Consider the following 20,212-nt stretch of genomic DNA (forward strand, 5'->3'; position numbering starts at 1 on the left):
CAATATCGCCGAGCCGCCAGTTTAAACCAATCCAAAAATCTAGCAATTCTAAATTTGCTAACGGCTTTAACGGGTTGTCATCAGTCCCAGTTAAGTTGTGAGCCGAAAAACGATTAGCGGGGCGGTGTGGGAGCAGCTTTCAAATCCGAGATATTAAGCCACGATAAAATATGCTTCGCCTATACTAAAAAGCCAATTGGATTTGTGATCCGCCGCCGGTTTGCGGGCTTTTGGTTCGGACAAGAACGACTGAACTAGGTATGCTGGCTAACTGGCGTCTGAGGTTAGGCGGACACAATTTTCCTTGATGCCGTTTTTGCGGCTGTTTTTCAAATTTTTGGATTTCCACAAATCCCCGATTGGATTCGTATGGCAGATAAAGAGGATGGAATACTCAGAATTCATGTGTATGAACTGAGAGTTGGTATGTGCGTAAGCCGTTTGGAAGCGCCGACGGCAGATTCACCTTTTTTATTGGATAGAATCGTTATTGAAAGCCATGCGGATATCCAAGCCATTCAGGCGATTTGTGATTATGTCTATATCGACGTTAAATACCAGAAATCCTTTTCCGGCGCGATTCCAACCAGAAACACTGAAGCGCGTAAACATCTGAGTTTTGCGCGATCTTTTAACCAAACTGCCAATACCTTTCAACGCACCGGTAATTTAATTAAAACGGTGATGGACGATATTCGTTTCGGTAATCAATTTAGTGTCAGTGCGGTTAAACAAGCTGTTTCCGAGTGTGTCGATAAAGTATTGGCAAATCCCGATACTATGCTGCTGCTGACCCAAATTAAAGATCAGGATCAATATACCGCGCAACATAGTATGAATGTGTGCATATTGTCGATTCTGCTAGGGCGTGAGTTAAATTTATCACTGGAAGAACTGAATAAATTAGGTTTTTGCGGCTTGATGCACGATGTCGGCAAAATGAAAATACCTTTAGAGATACTCAATAAGCCAGGCTCGTTAGAAGACTATGAGATGGACATTATGCGTAAACACACGCTATACGGACGCAACGTGTTAATGTCGGCCCGTAATGTGTATCCCGGTGCTGTCGACGTTGCCTACGATCATCATGAACATTTGGCCGGCACCGGTTATCCGAGAGGTTTGAACAAAACGACCTTATCGATATTTACCAAGCTGGTAGCGGTGGTCGATACCTACGATGCCATCACCAGCGACCGGGTGTATCAGCGTGGTAAGCCGCATCTTATGGCTTTGGGGATTTTGGTAAAAGGGATGGGGCAGCAATTTGAAGCTAATTATGTGACGCAATTTATTAACTGCATCGGATTTTATCCGCAAGGTAATTTAGTCGAATTAAGCAGCGGCGAAATTGGCTTAATCGTCGAGCAAAATAAAGCCGATAGGCTAAAGCCAAAAATATTACTGATTCAAGATGGTAATAAAAATCCTATTGAAGAGAAAATCCTCGATCTGTCCTTGAATATTGCCGATGCAAGCGGTAAGCGCTATGGAGTCAAACAGGTGATAAGGCCGCAGGATTGCGGTGTCGATTTAGCCAAATATTATCAAGACGGCAAATTTACGAAAGAATATGCGGTAGTTGGCTAAGGTTTTAGTTCTGTAAATAACATGCCTTGGATATTATTTTTTCAACATGGTTAAAAAAATTAATATTAACCAGCTCAGAAAAGGCATGTTTGTTTGCGGCACTGATCGGAAATGGATAGATACACCTTTCTTTCGAACCAAATTTCTGATTTCATCCGATAAACAAATTAATACTTTAAAAGAGTATTGCCAAACCGTTTCTATCGATACCGGCAAAGGTATCGATGTGGAAAAGCCCGCTGAAACCGACATAATCGATTCCGGCGGTTCTGCGGCTACGGAGATGCGCAGCCGCGCCAAGGAAAATGATTCTGCTTACCCTGTTAATTGCATCGTCGAATTGCAGACTGATGAACTAGCTATAGTGGTCAAGGAAAATTCACAATTTCCCCAGCGTCCATTATTAAAGGTGATCACCAATCCGCAGAAACAATTGCTATTCCAAGAACGCCTGCTTGATCTGGCCGATGAGCAGCAAAACCAGATCAACATAGTCAGAGTGTTGGCTAGTGATGAACCGATTATCGAGCTACTGAAAATGTTTGTCGAACTGGAAAAAACTTAGGCAGCCAATCACTCAGGGGAGTTGTTGGGTCTTGCCGAATAGTTCATTACTGAGGGCAATGACGGCGCGAGGATCGATTTCGGCAATGGAGAAATCGTTTTTATCGAGTTTGAATGGATTGACCTGTGAAGGCGACTTCAACGCTTTATTGATGTCGGTTTGGTAAATCCGGCTGACCGGCGTTGGTCCGAACAAGGTAATCGACGGCCGATTCAAACCCCAAGCCATGTGGGTGGGCCCGGTATCGTTACCGATCACTAAGTCGGCTTTGGCCAGCGCCGCTTTCAAATCATTGAGGCTCAATTGCGGTAATACCCGTGCCAGGCTGCGTTCGGCCAGCCACTGCGCCATCCAGTGTTCCTTCTCGTTGCCCCAACTGATCAGAAAATTAGCTTCCAGGCCGAAGATGACCTGTAGAAATTTTTCTAAAGGGTAGTTACGGCTGGGCCAAGTAGAGCCAATGACCAGAATGATGTTGGGCTGACCGGCTGGAAAATACTCATCCAACGCGGTTTGCGGCGGCTGAAAAAACAAAAACGGCTGCTTTGCCTGGATTTGCTCAGTTGTCACATTCAGACCCAGCGGCTGGGTCAGCACGGCGACATTTCGATCGATGGTATTGGCGTCGTAAGGGTACGCGACATGCCGGTTGTAAAAAAAAGCCGCCCATTTTTCCCGGATCGAATCCTGATCGAAACCGGCGCAATTGGCCGACAGCAAACGCGCGACCACTGCGGACTTAATCAAACCTTGCGCATCCAGAACTAAGTCGTAGCCCTGCTCGGCATAAGCGCGTATTTTGCTTATTTCGGCAAAGACGCGCCATTTGTCGGTTTTCAGGGCTTTTAAATTTACCCCCAAAACATTATCGATGTGTGGGTTATCGGCGAGTATGCCGGCGAAGCGTTCCTCGACGATCCAGTCGATTTGTGCCAACGGCAATGCGGCCTTGATGAATTGCAAGGCTGCCATCGCATGCACGATGTCGCCCAAGGCTGACAGCTTGACGATGGCAATTTTCATCGCTTAGGCGTCCAATGCCGCCAGTACCTGTTCCGGCCGGATTTCCGTCAAGCAGCGAGTGTGGCCTAACGGACACTCACGCTTAAAGCACGGCGAACACTCTAGGCGTAAATCCAGAATCTCCGCCTTGGCATGCAACGGCGGGGTAAAGCCGGGGTCGGAAGAGCCATATACAGCTATCAGTTTTTTATCCAGTGCGGCTGCGACGTGCATCAGACCCGAATCGTTGCTGACCACCGCATCGGCCAAGGACAGCAAATCCACCGCATCGGCCAGCGAGGTAATACCGGCGAAATTGCGGCAAATACCGCCCGATAAATCATTAATTTGCTCGGCAACGGCTTTGTCTTTTTCCGATCCGAACAACCAGACTTGCCAGCCTTGTTCTTCCTTTTGCCGGGCGACGGTGGCGTAATGTTCGGCTGGCCAGCGCTTTGCGGGGCCGAACTCCGCTCCTGGACATAGCGCCAGGATTTTGCTGACGATAGGGCGTAATTCCTCCGAACCCTCAAGCTGGGCGCTGGGGTGGGGGATTTCGATTAAATCCGCACCGGTAATCTCGAATTTTTTGCAGACGTTTAATTGTTGCTCGGTCGTGATAGTCAACCTCGGAAATTCGTAAGTTGGCGGCTGAGGCGCTTCGTTCGGCAAGCCCAGTGCGACGAAGCGCTGCACGGTCATGGTCAGCGCTGATTTATCTAGCGTGCGAACATCGTTCAACAGACCCCTGCGCAGTTCGCCGATATAACCGGTCCGTTTAGGAATGTGCGCAAAAAACGGAATCAGCGCTGACTTCCAGGAGTTGGGCAGTACAATCGCCTGATCGTAATGCTGACTTTGCAATTCCCGGCCTATGCGGATACGCCCGCGCAAATCAAATTGCCCGTGGCCCAGCGGCATCGTCAGACCTTTATGCACTTCCTGCATGCACTCCAATAGAGGCAAGGACCAAGCCGGGGCCAGCACATCAATGAGACAAGCGGGATGTTGTTGCTTAAGGGTGATGAACAGGCTTTGCGCCATCACCATGTCGCCGACCCAGGACGGGCCGACGACCAGGATTTTATAGGGTTGCTCCGCCACTTAAGAAACGAGCGTCAGCCATTCCTTATGGTCGGCACGACGGCCTTGGACGTAGTCGAAATACAAGGCTTGCAGCTTTTCGGTGATCGGGCCGCGGCTGCCGGCGCCGATGTCGCGGTTGTCGTATTGGCGAATTGGCGTGACTTCGGCGGCGGAACCGGTGAAGAAGGCTTCGTCGGCGACATAGACTTCGTCACGGGTGATACGTTTTTCGATCACTTCGTAGCCTTGTTCGCGAGCGATGGTGATCAAGGTATCGCGGGTGATACCTTCCAAAGCCGATGTCGTTTCCGGGGTGTAGATTTTGCCGTTACGGACGATGAACAAGTTCTCGCCGCTGCCTTCCGCGCAAAAACCTTCGTGGTCCAGCAACAAAGCTTCGTCATAGCCGGTGGACAAGGCTTCCTGTAAGGCGAGGATCGAATTGATGTAATTGCCGTTGGCCTTGGCTTTGCACATCGTGCTGTTGACGTGGTTACGGGTATAGGACGAGGTACGGATGCGGATGCCTTTTTCCATGTTTTCCGCGCCCAGATACGCGCCCCAGGTCCACGCGGCGACCATCACGTGTACTTTCAGATTGTCGGCGCGCAGGCCCATGCCTTCGGAGCCGAAAAACACCATGCTGCGGATGTAGGCGCTGTCCAGATTGTTTTTAGCAACCGCGTCGCGATGGGCTTGATTGATTTCTTCTTTCGAAAATGGCATTTTCATATTCATGATATGCGCGGAACGAAACAAGCGATCAGTGTGCTCGGCCAGCTTGAAAATCGCGGTGCCGGCATCAGTTTTATACGCGCGTAAGCCCTCAAAGACGCCGCAGCCGTAATGCAGGGTATGAGTTAATACGTGGACTTTTGCATCGCGCCAATCAACCCATTTTCCGTCTAGCCAAATCAACCCGTCTCTATCATCCATCGTTGCCATTATCTGAACCTGTTTTGTTTAGTGATTATTGCTGCGCCGCGTCGGCTTAAAAGTGACGGAAATTGTACTATAAAGCGCTCCCCGGCAATACCGGCTGCGCAGAAGTCCTAAATTTGGCGAGGGAATGAGTTTGGCAGCCTCAAGATGCGTTGTGTGCACGGGTGAAATAATTCACTGGTTCCTCGTGGCATAGGCTACCGACGGCAAGTGCTGTTTGCGATAAATTAAACTCAGCGTCAATTTTTAGAAGTTGCCTAAGCTTGGAAAAATCTTACGGGTATGATTTTTAAAGGCTTTTGTTAGTTGGCGTCAATTATGCTTAAGATTTATTAGTCAAATCGGCAGATTCGGGAGAGCGTCATGAAAACAAGCAATGAAGTCAACGAAATCAGCACGCTGCGTATCGTGTTTATCGAAACGTTAAGCCGGCAGTTTATTGCCATTACCGGTTGCGGTATTTATGTGTACCTCAATCCGCTTACTATTAACGAATTGTTCAACCGCTATTTAAGCAGCAGCGTGCCTATCAATGTGTTTGCCAGGCAATGCGTCAGAAATATAGTGGCTTAAAGTTGCGCAGCCGACCCGGACGACTAGAGTCGTCCAGGACGTCTCTTGAGCAAATAGCGTCGTCAGGCTTTGGCAAAGCGCCGGCGTGAGCCAAAGAGTACCGCCAACAACACAAACGCCAACGCCGCTTGTCCGGCAATCAAGCTTTGACAAGCCGCCGGATTTGCCGGATGCGCAAATGCAAAGCGTGGTTGATCGTGACTGTGCTCATCGCTCCAAGCGCTATCGCTCATGATCTTCGGTACGAAATAGTCGCGCCATTGATCTTCAAAGTGATTGACCGCCTGAATATACTCAGCATAGCGCGGCGCATCGATGCCGGCCAGCCTATCCGCCATTTGCACAGCTGCCAGCGCCGGCGACAGCCAAGACCACGCTGCCAAAAACTCGAATTGCGCTTGGCGGGCGCTGTCGAAGCGGTACATCACCGGTCTGATCTGTTGATCCAGAACCAAGCCGGCAGGCAAACCGGTGATTTCGCGCGGTAACTCTTTGCCTGTTTGCGGCATCGTCAGGTCGGGATGATTGCTATACCACTGCGCCAGCAGCGCTTGGCGTTGTTGATTGTTTTGCTCCTGGAACTGGCGGATGGTGATGATGCTATCCAGCCGGGAAGGCATCGGTGCATGTTGGTCGGCTGCCCAGGTCAGCAAGGCCGGGCCGGCAAAGGTCAGTATCAACCAGACGCCAAGCATGCCGATGGCCGCCGCCCCTGAGGAGAAGGGCAGCAGCAGAAACAAGCCGGCGATGCCAAACCACACCAGTGTGTATATGCCTGCGAACACCAGCCAATAAGCCAGGGTATCCGCGCTAAATTCGGGATCGAGCCATAGCGCCAACAGCGAACTGCTGAAAACCACCAGTACCACCACGCTGTACCGCACGCTCAGCGCTGCACACACCAAGCGCCAGGGTGCCGACATTTGTGTGCAGACCAGCCGCCAGACTCCACTCTCTCGGTCCTCCTGCACCAAGCCGTAGCTCAAGGCAATCACCATTAACGGCGTCAGTAGCGCGAACACGGTGGCAAAATCCAGCATACCCAACTCATGCAGCATTGGGTTGAACAACTGATCGCTGTTACGACCGTCGGTGTGGCGGCTGCGAGTGGAGATTTTGATGCCGGTACTTAAAAAATCCAGTTGCCGCACGCTCAAGGCCAAACCGCTCAGGGCCGGCATCCGCAAAGGCGGCGCGGCGGCGCTGGCGGAGAAGGCATTGGCTTTGGGCGTGTGATCCGCCGCTTTCGGGGCGTCATGCATCTCCGCTTGATTAGACATAGCGTTGACGGTCTGCGGCGCTGCCGTGCCGTGTTGACGGAATTCACGCGCAGCCAAACCCGACCAGACTGCGCTACCCAGCATCACGAGCAGAAATAAACCTGCCACCCACAGGTTTAAGGTGTTGCGTTTAAAACGCAGCCATTCGATGGCGATTAATGGCATCATGGCACCAGCCTCCGTGCGGAAAGGCTTAATAAGCCCACCGATAAGCCCAGCCACAGCAATAACACCCATAGATCCAGCTGGGCGGCCCGTAAGGCGAAACCGATGTCCGGTGCTTGATAACTAAAATCCGCGACGCTACGCCAATCGGTCTCGGCACCGGTGGCCTTGCGCTCCGTGCCACGGCTGCGTTCGCGGTCCCAGTCTTCGGTCAGATTGATAAAATAGTGACGATATTGCTCGGCGGCGTCCTCGAAATGCCGTTGATGGGTTAAATCCGTACCGGCCAAGGTCATGGATAAAGACCGTAGCGCCAGGCTGGGGCCCAGCCAGGAAGCCAGATGGCTCAAGTGTTGTTGTTTAATAAAATTGTCGCGTAAGGCGTCGAAATGCAGGGTGTGAACCTTAACGGAATAGGCGTCGTTATGCTGACGACTTAAGGATACGAAGCCGACCGGCAAATCTTCCTTGCGGGAAACCCCGTACTGCGCCAACACTTGTGCTTCGAAGGCTTTGGCGCGTTGCTCATGGTCGCCGTCGTGGTCCAGACCGTGGTCGATGTCATCCTTGATCTCACGCCAGAATTCGCTGGCGCTGGGATTGGGCGCCAGCATTTCCGCAGTTACGGCACCCAGGCGCGGGGCGATAAACACGCTGGCCAACCAAAAGCCCAGCAGGCAAAACAAAGTCGTGCGGCTGGTGTTGAAAGACGCGGAAGCGGCGATGGCGACTGCGGCGAAGACGCCGTAGTACAGATTCAACAGCAGCATCAAAACCAGCAGGCGCAGTACGTCGTCCAGCGTAAATGCGAAGTGGCCCAGCAGTATCACGGCGGCTACCAACAGCGCCGGTGCCAAGACCAGGGCAAACGCGCTCAGCAAGCCCAGCAATTTGCCGAACAACAACTGGCCGGCATGTACGCCCAAGCTATGCAACATTCGCAAGGTGCCGGATTCGCGTTCCTGGCTGATCGAGTTAAAAGTCAATGCCACAATCAATAGCGGCAATAGCGTGGTCAACACAAAGCTGGTGGTGGCTTGGCCGAAGCGGCCGGCCAACACTTGGTCCGCTGCCGGGCTGAACCGGGTCAGATTGCGCTTATGCGGCTCCAGCCATAAAGACTGGCCGATATAAGGCCGCAACCCCGGATCCAGGGCCGCCACCGGCGTGTCTTGCTTAAACACGTAGATGCCGTAATGCGCGGCAGAGTGCGGGTTTTTCACACTCTGAGTATTCCACTGTTCTTTGGCGGTGCTGCCGACGCTGAGTTTTTCCGCGCGCAATTGCTGCAATTCGTAGGCTGACGCCAGGAAAAAGCCAACAAATAATAGCAATAGGGCTACGCCCAAAGTCAGCAAGCGGCCGTCGCGTAGTGTGGCGAGAAATTCTTTGCGGATGATGGTCTTGATCATGCCAACCCCCGGGCATGAGCCAGATATTTTTGCTCCAGTTCGTCATGTTGCACGGTGTGGGCGTCGAATTCTTCTACCAAGCGGCCGTTTTTCATGATGCCGATACGATCGGCAACTTGTTTGGCATTGAACAAGTCGTGCGTCGCCATCAGCACTGCCATGCCGCGATCGGCGGCAGCGCGGATGCGTTGGGCAAAATCGTTGGCAGCGCTCGGGTCGAGGCCGGAGGTCGGTTCGTCCAGCAACATGGCTTTGGCTTGCTTGGCGGAGGCGATAGCCAAACCGACTTTTTGCCGCATACCTTTTGAATAGGCCGCCACCCGTTTCTGATGGGCATCGGCTTGCAAACCGCTGTCCAGCAATAAGCTGTGGGCTTGCTCGCTGCTCAAACGAATATGGGCCAAGGTGCAAAAATAGGTCAAATTCTCTAGGCCGCTCATCACGTCATATAGCGCGACGTTTTCCGGCAGATAGGCCAGTTTTGCCCGCACTAGATCGGGATTGGCGTGTGGCGATTCGCCTTCTATCAGCACCTGGCCGCTGCTGGGGCGATTGAAAGTCAAAAAAGTGCTGATGGTCGTAGACTTGCCGGCGCCATTGCCGCCTAGCAGTGCATACACACAGCCCTTGGGAATTTGTAGGTTTAAGTTATCGACCGCGCGGTGCTGTCGGTATTCGACAACCAGGTTGTTTGCGGCTAAAACGGGGGAAATTGTAGTCATGACAGGATCTGGGTTACGGTAAATGAGCGCTGGCGTCCGATTCAGAGCGTCGCATTTTGCGTCCAGCGGGGTTGGCATCGTGGCGACAGCCTGACATATAACGTCCGCTGTGCCAATACTTCGCCCGTGGTTAGCATGCATCATCTGCTGATTAAAACTTCAATCCGTCTGATTTGGTGGCACCTTCCCGGTCAGATTATCAAAATTGTCCCGCCTTGTCTGGTTCGAAACGAATGGTCGAACACCTTGCCGCGCGGGCTGTGTTGAGCTTATTTCAGCTTGAATTGTACGACCAATTGTTCCAGGTTGTTGCTGACACCTGTCAGGGAAGATGCACTCAACATATTGGTTTTTGCCGCCTCCGTGGTTTTCTTTGCCAGTTCGGCGGTTTGTTCGAAATTACCGGCGATTCGCTCAGTAGCTTTCGATTGCTGGATGGTTGCCTCGGAAATCTGCGAACTTTTATCGTAAATGTGGTCGATGGATAAATTGATACCCTTTATTGCGTCGTTGACTTGTTTTACCGCTTGGGTAGTGCGGTTAGCCGCGGCTTGCTGATTGTTCATCATAGCGACTGTCGTTTTAGTGGCCGAGCTTAGCTTCTCGACCAGGGCTTGAATCTGACTGGCAGAATTGGCGGTATTTCCAGCCAGGCTTCTGACCTCATCTGCCACCACCGCAAAGCCGCGACCGTGCTCGCCGGCACGCGCCGCCTCGATAGCGGCATTTAGCGCCAACAGATTGGTTTGTTCGGCAAAGCTTTGGATCATGCCCAGGACGCCCTCAATTGCCGAGGCGTCACGTTGCAACAACAATAAGGCGTCAGCGGTTTTATTGATGACTTGTTCAAGTTCGGTGACTTGCTGGTTGGTATGCACGATATGTCGAACGCCAAGCTCGATCAGGTTTTTTGCCTCCGTGGTGCAGTTCTGCGATTCTGCGGCATGATAGGCTACGCCGTTGAAGGATTTGGATAGATCGGCCATCTGCCGGGCGGTGACTTCGGTGGCCTGCTGTTGATCAGCGATGATAGTATTCAAATTCTGGGCTACCGCCTCAATGTTTCTACCGTATTTTTTCAAGGCCTGCGATTCTCGGTTGATGTTGTCAATCAACGAAGTGAAATACGCATGCAGTTTCTCCAGCGAAGTGCGCAATTGCACAATTTCCGCGATTCGACTCTCCAAGGTAAATTTCGAACTTAAGTCGCCATTCGCCAATTTGTCGACATAGATCGAGAACCGGCTGATGATGGTAGCCAGATGGTGCTTGACCAACAGGGTGATGCCGCTCGTTACCAGTATCAACACCGTGCAGGCGATCATGACGGCATACAGCATGTGTTCATAGTCTTGATACTCCCGGTTGATGTTGTCTTCCAAGCCCAGGAGTTTTTCTTGAAATGCCTGCATTTGTTGATTGATGTTGCTCTGGCTGAGCTGCTTTTGTTTGACGATATTCCGGGCATTAGCCAGATCTTTTTCGTAACGACTCAACAAGTAGCGTATTTCGGCAATGGGTTCGAGCGCCATATCTTCCGCTTTGGCCAGAGTCGTTTGATTGCCAAGCGTAAACTCTTGGTCTTCGCTAGCCTGAGTTTTCATTACCCCGAGCAGTGGCAAATGCTCGATGGTTGCAGCTGCGTCAGAAAGTTGCTTTAAATAATTCAGAACATTGTCAGTCGATGCTTGTTTCCGCTCTGAAAAGAAGCTTTGTCGGACGCGGGATAGATTTTGCAAGGCGAGTTGGGTCTGGCTAATCGCCATGAGGTAGCTTCGTTGCTCGCTGAGCCCGGCGCTATTGGCTTTCTCTACATAGTTCTGCAAGGTTCGCAGGTGCGCTGAAAGTTGTTGTTCGTTGTTGACCAGTAAAATCTGCGGGTCGGCAAGCTTTCCAGCTGCGCTCAGTTCAGGTAATGCGGTTTGTTGGACGTCGACGATGAGTTGAGTCAGGGCGGTCTTTATGGTCTCTGAAAGCGCGGTATTGGCGTTGATGTCATTACTCAGCCGATTGAGATTGTTTGCCAACTCAGTGAGTAACGTGGCGTCGCCATTCTGCAAATAGGTGGAAATCGGCTGACTGATTTCGAGGTAAATCTTATCCTTTTGTTGGCCAAAGAACGCGACTGTGGCAAATGCTTTGTTCAGATGATTTAACGACCAGCTGACCGTAATCCCGAAGCTAATGATCACAATGAGCAGCGCCAGCGTCACGAGCTTGGAAATTTGGCTGATTTTCATGCGTTGTTTTCGGCGGAATGTTGACTAAGGTTAGAAGTTAATCCAGTTTCATTACGGTTAGATGACAGTTTTGGGGCTGTTCGACAAATTTCGTGATTTATCTAACAGATGTGGTGAATTAAGCACCGCAGGCGCGAAAATTGGCAGATTTAGCCAAGGAATGGGTAGTCTGAGTTAGTGCGTTGGAAAAGATTGGGCGGGCGATGGATAGCACACAAGCCTTGCGATTGAAGATCCGCTTTTTAGCGGATCGTGGTATCCAAGGCAGGCAAGAGCACGAGCAGTTTGCCGACGGTGTTGGTGAGAGTGCGGAACCATGTGTGGACAACAAGAATGATTTGCCGGACTCCGCAGCGAATGGGGGCGATGCCCGCCGCCATCCGGCAAAGGTAGCTGCGTCTAAGCTCTGGAAGAATACTTGCCAGTCTCGGTATTAATCTTCACCATCTCGCCGCTTTCGATATATTCCGGCACCTGAACTTCCAGTCCGGTGGTCAGTTTGGCCGGTTTAGTGCGGTTGGTGGCGCCGCACGAATCAGCCACGGACAAGCAATACGGTCAATTTTGGGCTGTTCACGGGTAATCCACTTCATGACCAATGGCTCAGCTTTTGGGTAATGCGGCTTTAAAGGCCTTAGCCAAATCAACGGCGTGCCCTTCGCCCCAATAGTGCAGAAAGACGATTCTGGGCGATTCCCCCACCATGTGATTGTGAATCGAGGTAATGGCGATGCCGGAAGCCCGTAATGACTTCAAAACACCTTGCAGTTCGGCTTCCAAAACAGCGAAATCACCTTCAACAACAGCTTTGTCGTCACTGCCCGCGAACACCGCCCATGTGTTGACGCCCATGGTTTTACCGATGCTATGCCCATCCATCATTTGCGTGGTGCGGCCTATCGTCACCTTATAGACTTCTCCTGTCTTTTCGGGCGGAACGCCCAAGATTTGTTCGAGCGGTTTGGGATCAAGCGAGGTTTTGGCGGCGTCGAACGATTTGGCTTTGCGTTTCGGTTTGGTGCCAGCGGTTTCCCGAATTTTGGCAAACACTTTGCCAATGCCGGTGGCCAAGGTATCAACATCGCCGGTGCCGCCGATGTGCATGAACATCACCTTGGGCGTATCCCACAAAAAATGATTATGCAATGCCGTCACTTCGATGCCATTGTCCAGTGCGGTACTCATCACCGGATTGATCTGATCTTCCGCCAGCACCATGTCGCCCATGACCATGGTTTTGTCCCCTGCCTGGGTAAAGCTGGCCCACGAGGTAAAACCGGTGGCGGCTGTCATTTTGACTCCAGCCACGCTGACAGCGAGATCGTTGCGCGGCACAGCCACTCGAAATACATTTTCGGCGCTATCCAGTTTGCCTTTGGCTCCGGTGAGTTGTTCGATTTTGGCGGTATCCAACGATGCGGCTGCTGCATGTTGCGTAGGCTCTTGAGCCATGGCATTAGCCGTCAATAGTGATGCTATTGCCAGCGATAAGATAGGAAATAGACGCATGCTGTTCATAAAACCACCCCTTGCTGAGTCAGCCAGATTTTGGCGAAATGAACCAATAGTCCCGCAATGCCGCAGAACATGATCACCGGAATGACATTCACCTTGTAACGGAACAGTGCCCAGAATGCGCACAGGCTGGTCAACGCGGAAAAGGCATCGAAATGGCCGCTAAAACCTTGTGGCCAGAACACATGCCAGGCAAAAAACACCGCCAGATTGAGAATCACACCGACCACGGCAGCGGTGATGCCGGTCAACGGTGCGGTGAATTTCAGATTGCCGTGGGTCGATTCCACGATCGGGCCGCCAGCCAGAATGAATAGGAAGCTGGGTAGAAAGGTGAAGTAAGTGACTACGGTCGCCGCCACCGTGCCTGCCAGCAGCATTTGCTCCGCGCCGAGGACTTGTTGGCCCCAACCGGCCACGAAGCCGACGAAGGTCACCACCATGATCAAGGGACCTGGCGTGGTTTCACCCAGTGCCAAACCATCCATCATTTGCTGCGGTGTCAGCCAGTGAAAATGCTCGACCGCGCCTTGATAGACATAGGGCAGCACGGCGTAAGCGCCGCCGAAAGTCAGCAAGGCGGCCTTGGTAAAAAACCAACCCATTTGCGTCAGTGTACCGTCCCAACCGTACTCGGCACATAACCAACCGATAACAGCGCCCCATAAAATTAAGCCGATGACGGTGATTTTGATTAGGCCAGACCAGGAAAACAGCGCATGGAGTGGTGTCGGCGTATCGTCGTCAATCAACGCCGGACCGTAACTTTGTTTGGCTGCACCGTGCCCGCCGCCTAATGCAAATTTCTTGGGTAGCCATTTACCGCCCATCGCTCCTAGAATCGCGGCCAGCAGGACAATCAACGGAAACGGTGCATCCAATATGAAGATGGCCAAAAACGCCAAGGCTGCCATGGTCCAAAGCAGTCCGTTTTTCAAAGCACGAGAACCAATCCGATAAGCGGCAAACAGTACAATCGCCGTCACCGCCGGTTTAATGCCGTACAGTACCCCGGCTACTGCCGGGACATCGCCGTAGGCCATATAGACCCAGCTCAAGCCGATCAGAATCAGTAGCGATGGCAGTACAAATAAGCCACCGGCCACGATGCCGCCGACACTGCGATGCATCAACCAGCCGATATACGTGGCTAATTGTTGCGCTTCCGGCCCTGGCAACAGCATGCAGTAATTCAAAGCATGCAGAAAACGTTGCTCGGAAATCCAGCGCCGCCGCTCCACCAACTCCTGATGCATGATGGCGATTTGTCCGGCCGGGCCGCCAAAGCTGACGAAGCCCAATTTCAACCAGAACCGAAAGGCTTGCCAAAAGCCCACGGGATCAGGCCGGTTTTGGGGATTATCGGCAGAAGGCGTATTGAATCCGCTCATGAATGGGATGCTCCTTTTTCGAAACTGATCAGCAAGCTGTCAAATACCGCACTGGCCGCTACCAATAACTGGTCATCGTCTTGGATGGCATCGCGTAAGCCCGATAGTACGCTCTCGATACCCACGGCTTCGGGTGGCTGCACACCACCGACATCCAAAAAGTGAACCAAGCCGCCTAAGCGTTTCAGCGCTGGCGTTGCCAAATCAAAGCTGGCGACTAAGACTTCAAACGTCACCTGACCATCGCTATGGCTAAATCGAGCGCCGTCGAAATCAAAGCCAATGGCGTCCTGCGGGCAAGCATTAGGCGAAGGCAACCAAAGCAAATGGGCTTGCGGGTCAACGAACCGCCGAATCAGCCAGGCACTGGCTAACCGATCTACCCAGGGGCGTTGCCGGGTTGCCCAGGTTTTGCCTTGAAAATCATTGATCGATAGTTTGCTGATCACCCCCGCGACGGGTTGCGGTTCATCGGGCGATAACAAGCGGGCGATTGCCCACTCAAGCTGGCCTAATGCGGATTCAGTTTGTTGCTGCGCTTCGCCTGGAAAAAAGTCGATAACCGCAAGACCGGTAAACGCTTTGCGTAGTTTTCGGGCTTGCTTGAGCCGGTCTGGAGCTGAATCAGTAGCTAAATCACTGCTCAGCTTGGAAATGTCGGCCAATAACGAAGCGTACTCTTCGCTACGATCAAAGAGAACAACGAAACCTTCAGATTCCGGCTCATCGGTTTTCAACACCAAGGCCGTGCCGCCCGATGCTTTGACCGCTACAGCTAGACCTTTGAATGTTTCCAGGCATTCAGCACGATCCGGCATCAAATAGACGCCATCACGCAGCACGGCAGCACCCGACGCTTTCAAGGATCGCCAAATGCGCATTCTCGCGGTGGCGTTCTCGGTAGGCAGGCTGATTATTAATAGATACCATTTATTCATGTAATTAACTATACATTTATGTAAATTATTTTACAAAAAAATCAGGGTATCACCTTTCCAAGCTTAAGATTAGGCAATGCAGGGACGGCGTGGGTCAGCTAGGCCCTTATGCTGGCACTGGTTGCTTTGGTTTTTAAGGAATAAAAGTTTGCATTGGCTGAACTCGCTCAGTCAGAACGATATGCCTGTGAAATATCCCAATAGAGCCGGGTTAATCATTGCGGCTCCGACACGAATTCGGACATGCCGCCAATCGTGATCTGAGGTCTGCTGAGTAAAGCGCAAGGTGTTTTAGTGAAGTCGTTGCCGCCGACAGCTGATTCGGTCGGCGGTTGGGGCGGGGTGGGCGGTGTTACGCCCGAGATGAAAACTCGCCGGTGTCGGTATTGACCTTGATCATCTCGCCGGATTCTATATATTCGGGGACTTGCACTTCCAGCCCGGTACTGAGTTTGGCGGTTTTGGTGCGTTTGGTGGCGCTGGAGCCTTTCATGGATGGCGGGGTTTCGACGATTTGCAGCGTGATGGTGGTGGGTAACTGGATGCCCAGCGCCGCGTCGTCCATCAGGAGCATGATGATGCCTTCCAAGCCGTCCGATAAATACTCGGTCTGGCCTTCCAAATCTTCCGCAGACAAGCTGTATTGCTCGTAGGTTTCGGCGTTCATGAAGTAATAGGTGTCGCCGTCCTGATAGGAATATTGCACGTTGCAACGCGAGCAATCGGCGGCTTTCAACATCTCGTCGCTTTTGTAGGTTTCGTCCAGCTTCTGCCGGGTTTTCATATGGGTGAAACGGACTTTGTAAAGCGTGGTGGCGCCGCGCGAAGTGGGGTTGCGCACATCGATGTTTTTGACCACATACGGTTCGCCGTTGATTTCGATGGCGGTTCCCTTTTTCAGTTCGTTGGCTTTTGGCACGGCTTAGTCCTCGTTGAATGTTTGTTTTGAAATAGCTTGCCACTGGCCGTCTATCAGGCCGGACAGCGGTTGATAATCGATTTTGTAGCGCATTTTACGACAGTCTTTGATCCAGTAGCCCAGATAAACATATTCCAGGCCCAATTGTTTGGCGGTTTCGATTTGCCAACACACGGCGTAAACGCCCGGGCTGTAGTCGGCAAAATCCGGGTCAAAAAAGGTATACACTGCCGATAGCCCGTCAGTCACCACATCGACAACCGCCACCCCCGCCAATTGGCCGCCAATCAAAAACTCCACAAACATCGTGTCGCACCAACTGCTACCGAGGAATTTGATGTAGTCATCCGGCGTGGTTTCGGTATCTTCACCGGGTTTGTCGTGACGGGCGTTTAGATAGCGTTGATACAGCTGGAAATGACGCGGGTCGAACTCGGCGTCTTTGACCACTATCCGGGTTTGTTCATTGCGCTTGATGCAGCGCTTTTGCTTACGATCCGGCTGAAATGCCTGCACTGGCAAACGGGTCGGCACGCAAGCCTGACAAGTTTCGCAATAGGGTTTGTAAACATGATCGCCGCTGCGCCGGAAGCCTTGGACGATCAGCTGCGAATACAGCGCGGTGTCCATCTCCACCGACGGATGCACGAAGCCGGAACGTGCCAGACGGTCGTCCAGATAGCCGCAGGCATGGCCGCTGTCCAGCCAAATCGGGATGGAACTCATGCTTGCCAAGCGTCGGGCGTCGGTGTTTGATCGCAAAGCCTATCCAGCAATTCTACAAAGCGGCTACGAGGGATTTCCGCCGCGCCAAGGCTGAGTAAGTGTTCGCTGCTGACCTGACAGTCGATGACTTGATAACCCCAAGCGCTGAGTTGCTGAACCAGATGCACAAACACCACTTTGGAGGCGTCGGTTTTACGATGAAACATCGATTCGCCGAAAAACACTTGGCCAATGGCAATGCCGTACAGGCCGCCCACCAATTGGCCGTCCTGCCAGGCTTCGCAGCTGTGCGCGATCCCCAGGTGGTGCAGGGTGATATAGGCTTGGCGGATGTCGTCGGTAATCCAGGTGCCGCCGTCTTCGCTACGCGGGGCCGCGCACGCATCGATCACTTGGCGAAAAGCGCTGTCGTAACGAATCTCAAACAGTTGTTTGCGCAGGGTTTTCGCCAGGCTGCGAGAAATATTCAGATGTTCAGGAAACAATACCAAACGCGGATCGGGCGACCACCACAGAATGGGTTCGCCGGGATTGAACCAGGGGAATACCCCGTGCCGGTAGGCGTTGACGATGCGCTGCGGCGACAGACAGCCGCCAAAGGCCAATAAGCCGTTGGGTTGTTTCAAGGCCTTATGCAGTGGCGGAAAGGCTTGGTGCGGATGATCCGGGTCGAGCAGGGTGAGTTGCATAGGAGGCGCGTGTGTCCGGGTTGGCGCTGGTTTGTGTAATGACTTAGCTTACCAAGGTTTGTGGGCAGCGGCCGGCTAGGCTGCTGTTAGCGGCACCTAGAGACAAAATCTCGCGGGTCTAACTCAAGACGCATCCATTTTGTAACCAAAGCCGCGTACGGTTTTCAGCAATTTCAGCTCGTAATCGTCGTCGATTTTACGCCGTAGCTGGCGAATATAAACATCCACCACATTGGTCAGCGGATCGGCGCTATAGCCCCAGACTTGTTCCAGAATTCGCGTGCGGCTCAAGACTTTACCCGGCATGCGCATAAAGCATTCCAGCAAAGCAAACTCCTTGGGTGTTAACTCGATGACGTTATCGCCGCGGCGTACCTCGTGGGTTTCGCCGTTGAGTACCAGGTCTTCGATACGCAATTCTTTATCGTCCTGCTTCACTTCGCCGCCGCGCCGCCTGAGTAAAACTTCGATACGGGCCAGTAATTCTTCAAACGCGAACGGCTTGGTCATATAGTCGTCGGCGCCGGAGCGTAGGCCGGCCACTTTGTCTTGCACGGTATCGCGCGCGGTCAGCATCAAAATCGGGGTGTCGATGCTGTTGCTGCGCAAGCGTTCGCAAATCTGCCGGCCGTTCATGTCCGGTAGACCCAAGTCCAGAATGATCACCTGAAAGCTGCCCTCGGTACCCAAGGCAATAGCCTCTTGCCCACTGCGGGCCACCTCTACGGCATAGCCCTCGGCTTTTAATCCGCGTTGTACGAAATCGATGATGCGCTCGTCGTCTTCAACCATCAGCACCCGCATATAGCCTATCCCCGTCAGAGTATTGGTTGTCATGTATTTCTCATTCATATGAAAATCCCTCTTATGCTACCGTAAGCAGGGGTAGTGTAACCGTAAATGTCGATCCGGCGTTTTCGACACTCTGCACCGCGATCTGCCCGCCGTGGGCTTGCAGGATGGATTTGGCCATCGGCAAACCTAGGCCGGAGCCGTCGTCCCGCGAATGCTGGGCGTTGCTGCTGCGGAAGTGGCGTTCGAAAATGCGCTCCAGATCCTCGGTCGGTATGCCTATGCCCTGATCGGTCAGGCTGAAACAGGCCTGTTTGCCGTCGCGCCATAAAGCCACGGCGATATGGCCGAGCGGTTTGGAATAGCGGCAGGCATTTTCGCCCAGAATGAACAGCACTTGCCGTAACCGTTGCTTGTCGCCGCGCACCCATAGCGGCCCGGACGGCGCGTCTAGGCTGACAGAAATAGAATACTCTTGCGCCATCACCTGAAAATCCTCGACACTGCTGGCCACCAAATCCGCCAAGTCGACTTTATTCCATTCGAATTGCAGATTGGCCGTGTCGGCGCGGGCCAGAAACAGTAAATCGTTCACGTATTTGCCCAACTGCATCGATAGCTCCACGATGCGCTGCAATGCGTCTTTATATTCTTCGGCGTCGCGGTCCTGGCCGCGTAGCGTCACTTCCGCCTCGCCGCGAATCACCGTGATCGGCGTGCGCAGTTCATGGCTGATGTCCGCCAAAAACTCACGGCGGGCATTATCCATGCGCTTTAATTCTTCGTTCAACAGATTAAGTTCAAAGGTCCGCTCGGTCACTCGCTCTTCCAACACGGCGCGGCCTTCGCGTAGTTTATCTTGTTGGACTTCCAGTTCCTTGGCCATTTGATTGAAGTGGCTGGCCAGATACGCAAATTCGTCCCGACTGTCCAAGGCAATCCGGTAATCCAGGTTGCCGGAGGCGATTTCGTCCGTGCCTTTCATTAGCGCTTCGATAGGTTTTTTAAACGCGCGCAGCAACATGATGCCGGCTACCAAGCTGAATAACGCCGCGGTTAACGAAGCTAAAATCGCCGTCCAGCGCGACTTTTCGACCAAAATCTCCAACTCCCGCTTGGCTTTCTGGGCTTTTTGCCGCTCGGCGTTAATAGCGGCGTCGATCAAGGGTTGGAATTTACCGTCTATCTCTTCCTCGGTGAATTTAGCCAAAGCCTGCACGGCGGTAGTCAGCTTACCTTGCAAGCGCAGCCGCTCGACTTCTTCGAAGCGATATTCGCTGGCTTCCAGGAAAGCGGTGAGATGGGCGACTTTCTCCAATTCCGCGGGTTTATTGGTCCAGTCTTCGCTCGCGCTGTCTGTGCCCGGCGTTTTGACGGCGGTGTCGCGTAGCGTTTGCATCGCCTCGTAAAGACGGCGCTTGGAAGACTCCACGCCGGTTTCCGAATTAGGGTTGGCCGTGATCAGCCGGTCCATGCGTTGTTTGAAATGGCGATAGGCTTCTTGCGACAGCTGTTCGTAATCGTCGAAGGTTTCGTAAGCGGTTTGGCTGTGCTGAAAATAGCGAGCTACTTCGTTGGCTCCCCAATACAAGGCAATGCCCAAACTCAACACAAAGCAGAAAGAAACAACAATGACTATCGCCAAGCGAAACCGAAACATTG

19 protein-coding genes are annotated in these 20,212 nt (G+C 52.5%); 3 read left to right on the forward strand and 16 right to left on the reverse strand.

The window, feature by feature from the left end:
- The first annotated feature begins 369 nt into the window (after positions 1-369).
- Positions 370-1,593, forward strand: a complete 1,224-nt coding sequence (locus ACR64Q_RS02210; RefSeq protein ID WP_313733438.1) for an HD-GYP domain-containing protein — start codon at positions 370-372, stop codon at positions 1,591-1,593.
- Between the two features lie 46 nt (positions 1,594-1,639).
- Positions 1,640-2,158 carry a DUF3391 domain-containing protein gene (locus ACR64Q_RS02215; RefSeq protein ID WP_026603365.1) on the forward strand — a complete coding sequence of 173 codons (519 nt, stop codon included), beginning with the start codon at positions 1,640-1,642 and terminating at the stop codon, positions 2,156-2,158.
- A 12-nt stretch (positions 2,159-2,170) separates the two neighbouring features.
- Here the strand turns inward: ACR64Q_RS02215 and waaC are convergent, their stop codons facing one another.
- Genes waaC through ACR64Q_RS02230 form a run of 3 tightly spaced genes read right to left on the reverse strand, consistent with a single transcriptional unit; the run spans position 2,171 to position 5,191 of the window.
- The gene (gene waaC / locus ACR64Q_RS02220; RefSeq protein ID WP_313733439.1) at positions 2,171-3,181 is read right to left on the reverse strand and encodes a lipopolysaccharide heptosyltransferase I; all 1,011 of its coding nucleotides are present in this window, start codon (positions 3,179-3,181) and stop codon (positions 2,171-2,173) included.
- A gap of 3 nt (positions 3,182-3,184) precedes the next feature.
- Positions 3,185-4,210, reverse strand: a complete 1,026-nt coding sequence (gene waaF / locus ACR64Q_RS02225; protein ID WP_409521206.1) for a lipopolysaccharide heptosyltransferase II — start codon at positions 4,208-4,210, stop codon at positions 3,185-3,187.
- A gap of 54 nt (positions 4,211-4,264) precedes the next feature.
- A complete protein-coding gene (locus ACR64Q_RS02230) occupies positions 4,265-5,191 on the reverse strand; it encodes a branched-chain amino acid transaminase (RefSeq protein WP_026603368.1) in 927 nt (308 codons plus the stop codon).
- A 360-nt stretch (positions 5,192-5,551) separates the two neighbouring features.
- Between ACR64Q_RS02230 and ACR64Q_RS02235 the strand changes: the two genes are divergently transcribed.
- Positions 5,552-5,761, forward strand: coding sequence for a hypothetical protein (locus tag ACR64Q_RS02235; RefSeq protein WP_020483272.1), 210 nt, complete (start codon positions 5,552-5,554; stop codon positions 5,759-5,761).
- Between the two features lie 62 nt (positions 5,762-5,823).
- Here the strand turns inward: ACR64Q_RS02235 and ACR64Q_RS02240 are convergent, their stop codons facing one another.
- The 13 genes from ACR64Q_RS02240 to ACR64Q_RS02300 form a co-directional block, all read right to left on the reverse strand.
- Positions 5,824-7,209 (reverse strand): DUF3526 domain-containing protein, encoded by a 1,386-nt coding sequence (locus tag ACR64Q_RS02240; RefSeq protein ID WP_313733441.1) that lies wholly within the window; start codon positions 7,207-7,209, stop codon positions 5,824-5,826.
- The gene (locus ACR64Q_RS02245; RefSeq protein ID WP_313733442.1) at positions 7,206-8,618 is read right to left on the reverse strand and encodes a DUF3526 domain-containing protein; all 1,413 of its coding nucleotides are present in this window, start codon (positions 8,616-8,618) and stop codon (positions 7,206-7,208) included. The genes ACR64Q_RS02240 and ACR64Q_RS02245 overlap by 4 nt, the downstream gene beginning before the upstream one ends.
- A complete protein-coding gene (locus tag ACR64Q_RS02250; protein WP_313733443.1) occupies positions 8,615-9,340 on the reverse strand; it encodes an ABC transporter ATP-binding protein in 726 nt (241 codons plus the stop codon). Before ACR64Q_RS02250 ends, ACR64Q_RS02245 begins: the two co-directional genes overlap by 4 nt.
- 269 nt (positions 9,341-9,609) lie before the next feature.
- Positions 9,610-11,580: a methyl-accepting chemotaxis protein gene (locus ACR64Q_RS02255; protein WP_313733444.1), complete on the reverse strand. Its 1,971-nt coding sequence runs from the start codon at positions 11,578-11,580 to the stop codon at positions 9,610-9,612.
- A gap of 399 nt (positions 11,581-11,979) precedes the next feature.
- On the reverse strand, positions 11,980-12,123 hold the full coding sequence (locus ACR64Q_RS02260; protein WP_313733445.1) for a hypothetical protein: 144 nt from the start codon (positions 12,121-12,123) through the stop codon (positions 11,980-11,982).
- 60 nt (positions 12,124-12,183) lie between these two features.
- On the reverse strand, positions 12,184-13,098 hold the full coding sequence (locus tag ACR64Q_RS02265) for a DUF1259 domain-containing protein (protein WP_313733446.1): 915 nt from the start codon (positions 13,096-13,098) through the stop codon (positions 12,184-12,186).
- Entirely contained in the window at positions 13,095-14,486 is a 1,392-nt protein-coding gene (gene chrA, locus ACR64Q_RS02270) for a chromate efflux transporter (RefSeq protein ID WP_313733447.1), read from the reverse strand. Before chrA ends, ACR64Q_RS02265 begins: the two co-directional genes overlap by 4 nt.
- Complete coding sequence (locus tag ACR64Q_RS02275; RefSeq protein ID WP_313733448.1) at positions 14,483-15,424, reverse strand: chromate resistance protein ChrB domain-containing protein; 942 nt, start codon at positions 15,422-15,424, stop codon at positions 14,483-14,485. Before ACR64Q_RS02275 ends, chrA begins: the two co-directional genes overlap by 4 nt.
- A 352-nt stretch (positions 15,425-15,776) precedes the next feature.
- Entirely contained in the window at positions 15,777-16,343 is a 567-nt protein-coding gene (gene efpL / locus ACR64Q_RS02280; RefSeq protein WP_020483263.1) for an elongation factor P-like protein EfpL, read from the reverse strand.
- Between the two features lie 3 nt (positions 16,344-16,346).
- Complete coding sequence (locus ACR64Q_RS02285; RefSeq protein ID WP_313733449.1) at positions 16,347-17,069, reverse strand: arginyltransferase; 723 nt, start codon at positions 17,067-17,069, stop codon at positions 16,347-16,349.
- Positions 17,066-17,758: a leucyl/phenylalanyl-tRNA--protein transferase gene (aat, locus tag ACR64Q_RS02290; RefSeq protein ID WP_313733450.1), complete on the reverse strand. Its 693-nt coding sequence runs from the start codon at positions 17,756-17,758 to the stop codon at positions 17,066-17,068. The genes ACR64Q_RS02285 and aat overlap by 4 nt, the downstream gene beginning before the upstream one ends.
- 123 nt (positions 17,759-17,881) lie before the next feature.
- Entirely contained in the window at positions 17,882-18,595 is a 714-nt protein-coding gene (locus ACR64Q_RS02295) for a response regulator transcription factor (protein WP_026603377.1), read from the reverse strand.
- 28 nt (positions 18,596-18,623) lie between these two features.
- Positions 18,624-20,210 (reverse strand): sensor histidine kinase, encoded by a 1,587-nt coding sequence (locus tag ACR64Q_RS02300; RefSeq protein WP_483823263.1) that lies wholly within the window; start codon positions 20,208-20,210, stop codon positions 18,624-18,626.
- Between the last annotated feature and the right edge of the window lie 2 nt (positions 20,211-20,212).

It is taken from the genome of Methylomonas sp. 2F7 (genome assembly GCF_057126975.1).

Excerpts from the sequence above, each read along its gene's own strand:
- ACR64Q_RS02275 (WP_313733448.1), bottom strand. The coding sequence starts at position 15,424 with ATGAATAAATGGTATCTATTAATAATCAGCCTGCCTACCGAGAACGCC.
- ACR64Q_RS02255 (WP_313733444.1), bottom strand. The coding sequence starts at position 11,580 with ATGAAAATCAGCCAAATTTCCAAGCTCGTGACGCTGGCGCTGCTCATT.
- waaF (WP_409521206.1), bottom strand. The coding sequence starts at position 4,210 with ATGGTGATGGCGCAAAGCCTGTTCATCACCCTTAAGCAACAACATCCC.
- chrA (WP_313733447.1), bottom strand. The coding sequence starts at position 14,486 with ATGAGCGGATTCAATACGCCTTCTGCCGATAATCCCCAAAACCGGCCT.
- ACR64Q_RS02235 (WP_020483272.1), top strand. The coding sequence starts at position 5,552 with ATGAAAACAAGCAATGAAGTCAACGAAATCAGCACGCTGCGTATCGTG.
- ACR64Q_RS02250 (WP_313733443.1), bottom strand. The coding sequence starts at position 9,340 with ATGACTACAATTTCCCCCGTTTTAGCCGCAAACAACCTGGTTGTCGAA.
- ACR64Q_RS02240 (WP_313733441.1), bottom strand. The coding sequence starts at position 7,209 with ATGATGCCATTAATCGCCATCGAATGGCTGCGTTTTAAACGCAACACC.
- ACR64Q_RS02215 (WP_026603365.1), top strand. The coding sequence starts at position 1,640 with ATGGTTAAAAAAATTAATATTAACCAGCTCAGAAAAGGCATGTTTGTT.
- ACR64Q_RS02295 (WP_026603377.1), bottom strand. The coding sequence starts at position 18,595 with ATGACAACCAATACTCTGACGGGGATAGGCTATATGCGGGTGCTGATG.
- ACR64Q_RS02245 (WP_313733442.1), bottom strand. The coding sequence starts at position 8,618 with ATGATCAAGACCATCATCCGCAAAGAATTTCTCGCCACACTACGCGAC.
- waaC (WP_313733439.1), bottom strand. The coding sequence starts at position 3,181 with ATGAAAATTGCCATCGTCAAGCTGTCAGCCTTGGGCGACATCGTGCAT.
- ACR64Q_RS02230 (WP_026603368.1), bottom strand. The coding sequence starts at position 5,191 with ATGGCAACGATGGATGATAGAGACGGGTTGATTTGGCTAGACGGAAAA.
- ACR64Q_RS02265 (WP_313733446.1), bottom strand. The coding sequence starts at position 13,098 with ATGAACAGCATGCGTCTATTTCCTATCTTATCGCTGGCAATAGCATCA.
- ACR64Q_RS02285 (WP_313733449.1), bottom strand. The coding sequence starts at position 17,069 with ATGAGTTCCATCCCGATTTGGCTGGACAGCGGCCATGCCTGCGGCTAT.
- aat (WP_313733450.1), bottom strand. The coding sequence starts at position 17,758 with ATGCAACTCACCCTGCTCGACCCGGATCATCCGCACCAAGCCTTTCCG.
- ACR64Q_RS02210 (WP_313733438.1), top strand. The coding sequence starts at position 370 with ATGGCAGATAAAGAGGATGGAATACTCAGAATTCATGTGTATGAACTG.
- ACR64Q_RS02300 (WP_483823263.1), bottom strand. The coding sequence starts at position 20,210 with ATGTTTCGGTTTCGCTTGGCGATAGTCATTGTTGTTTCTTTCTGCTTT.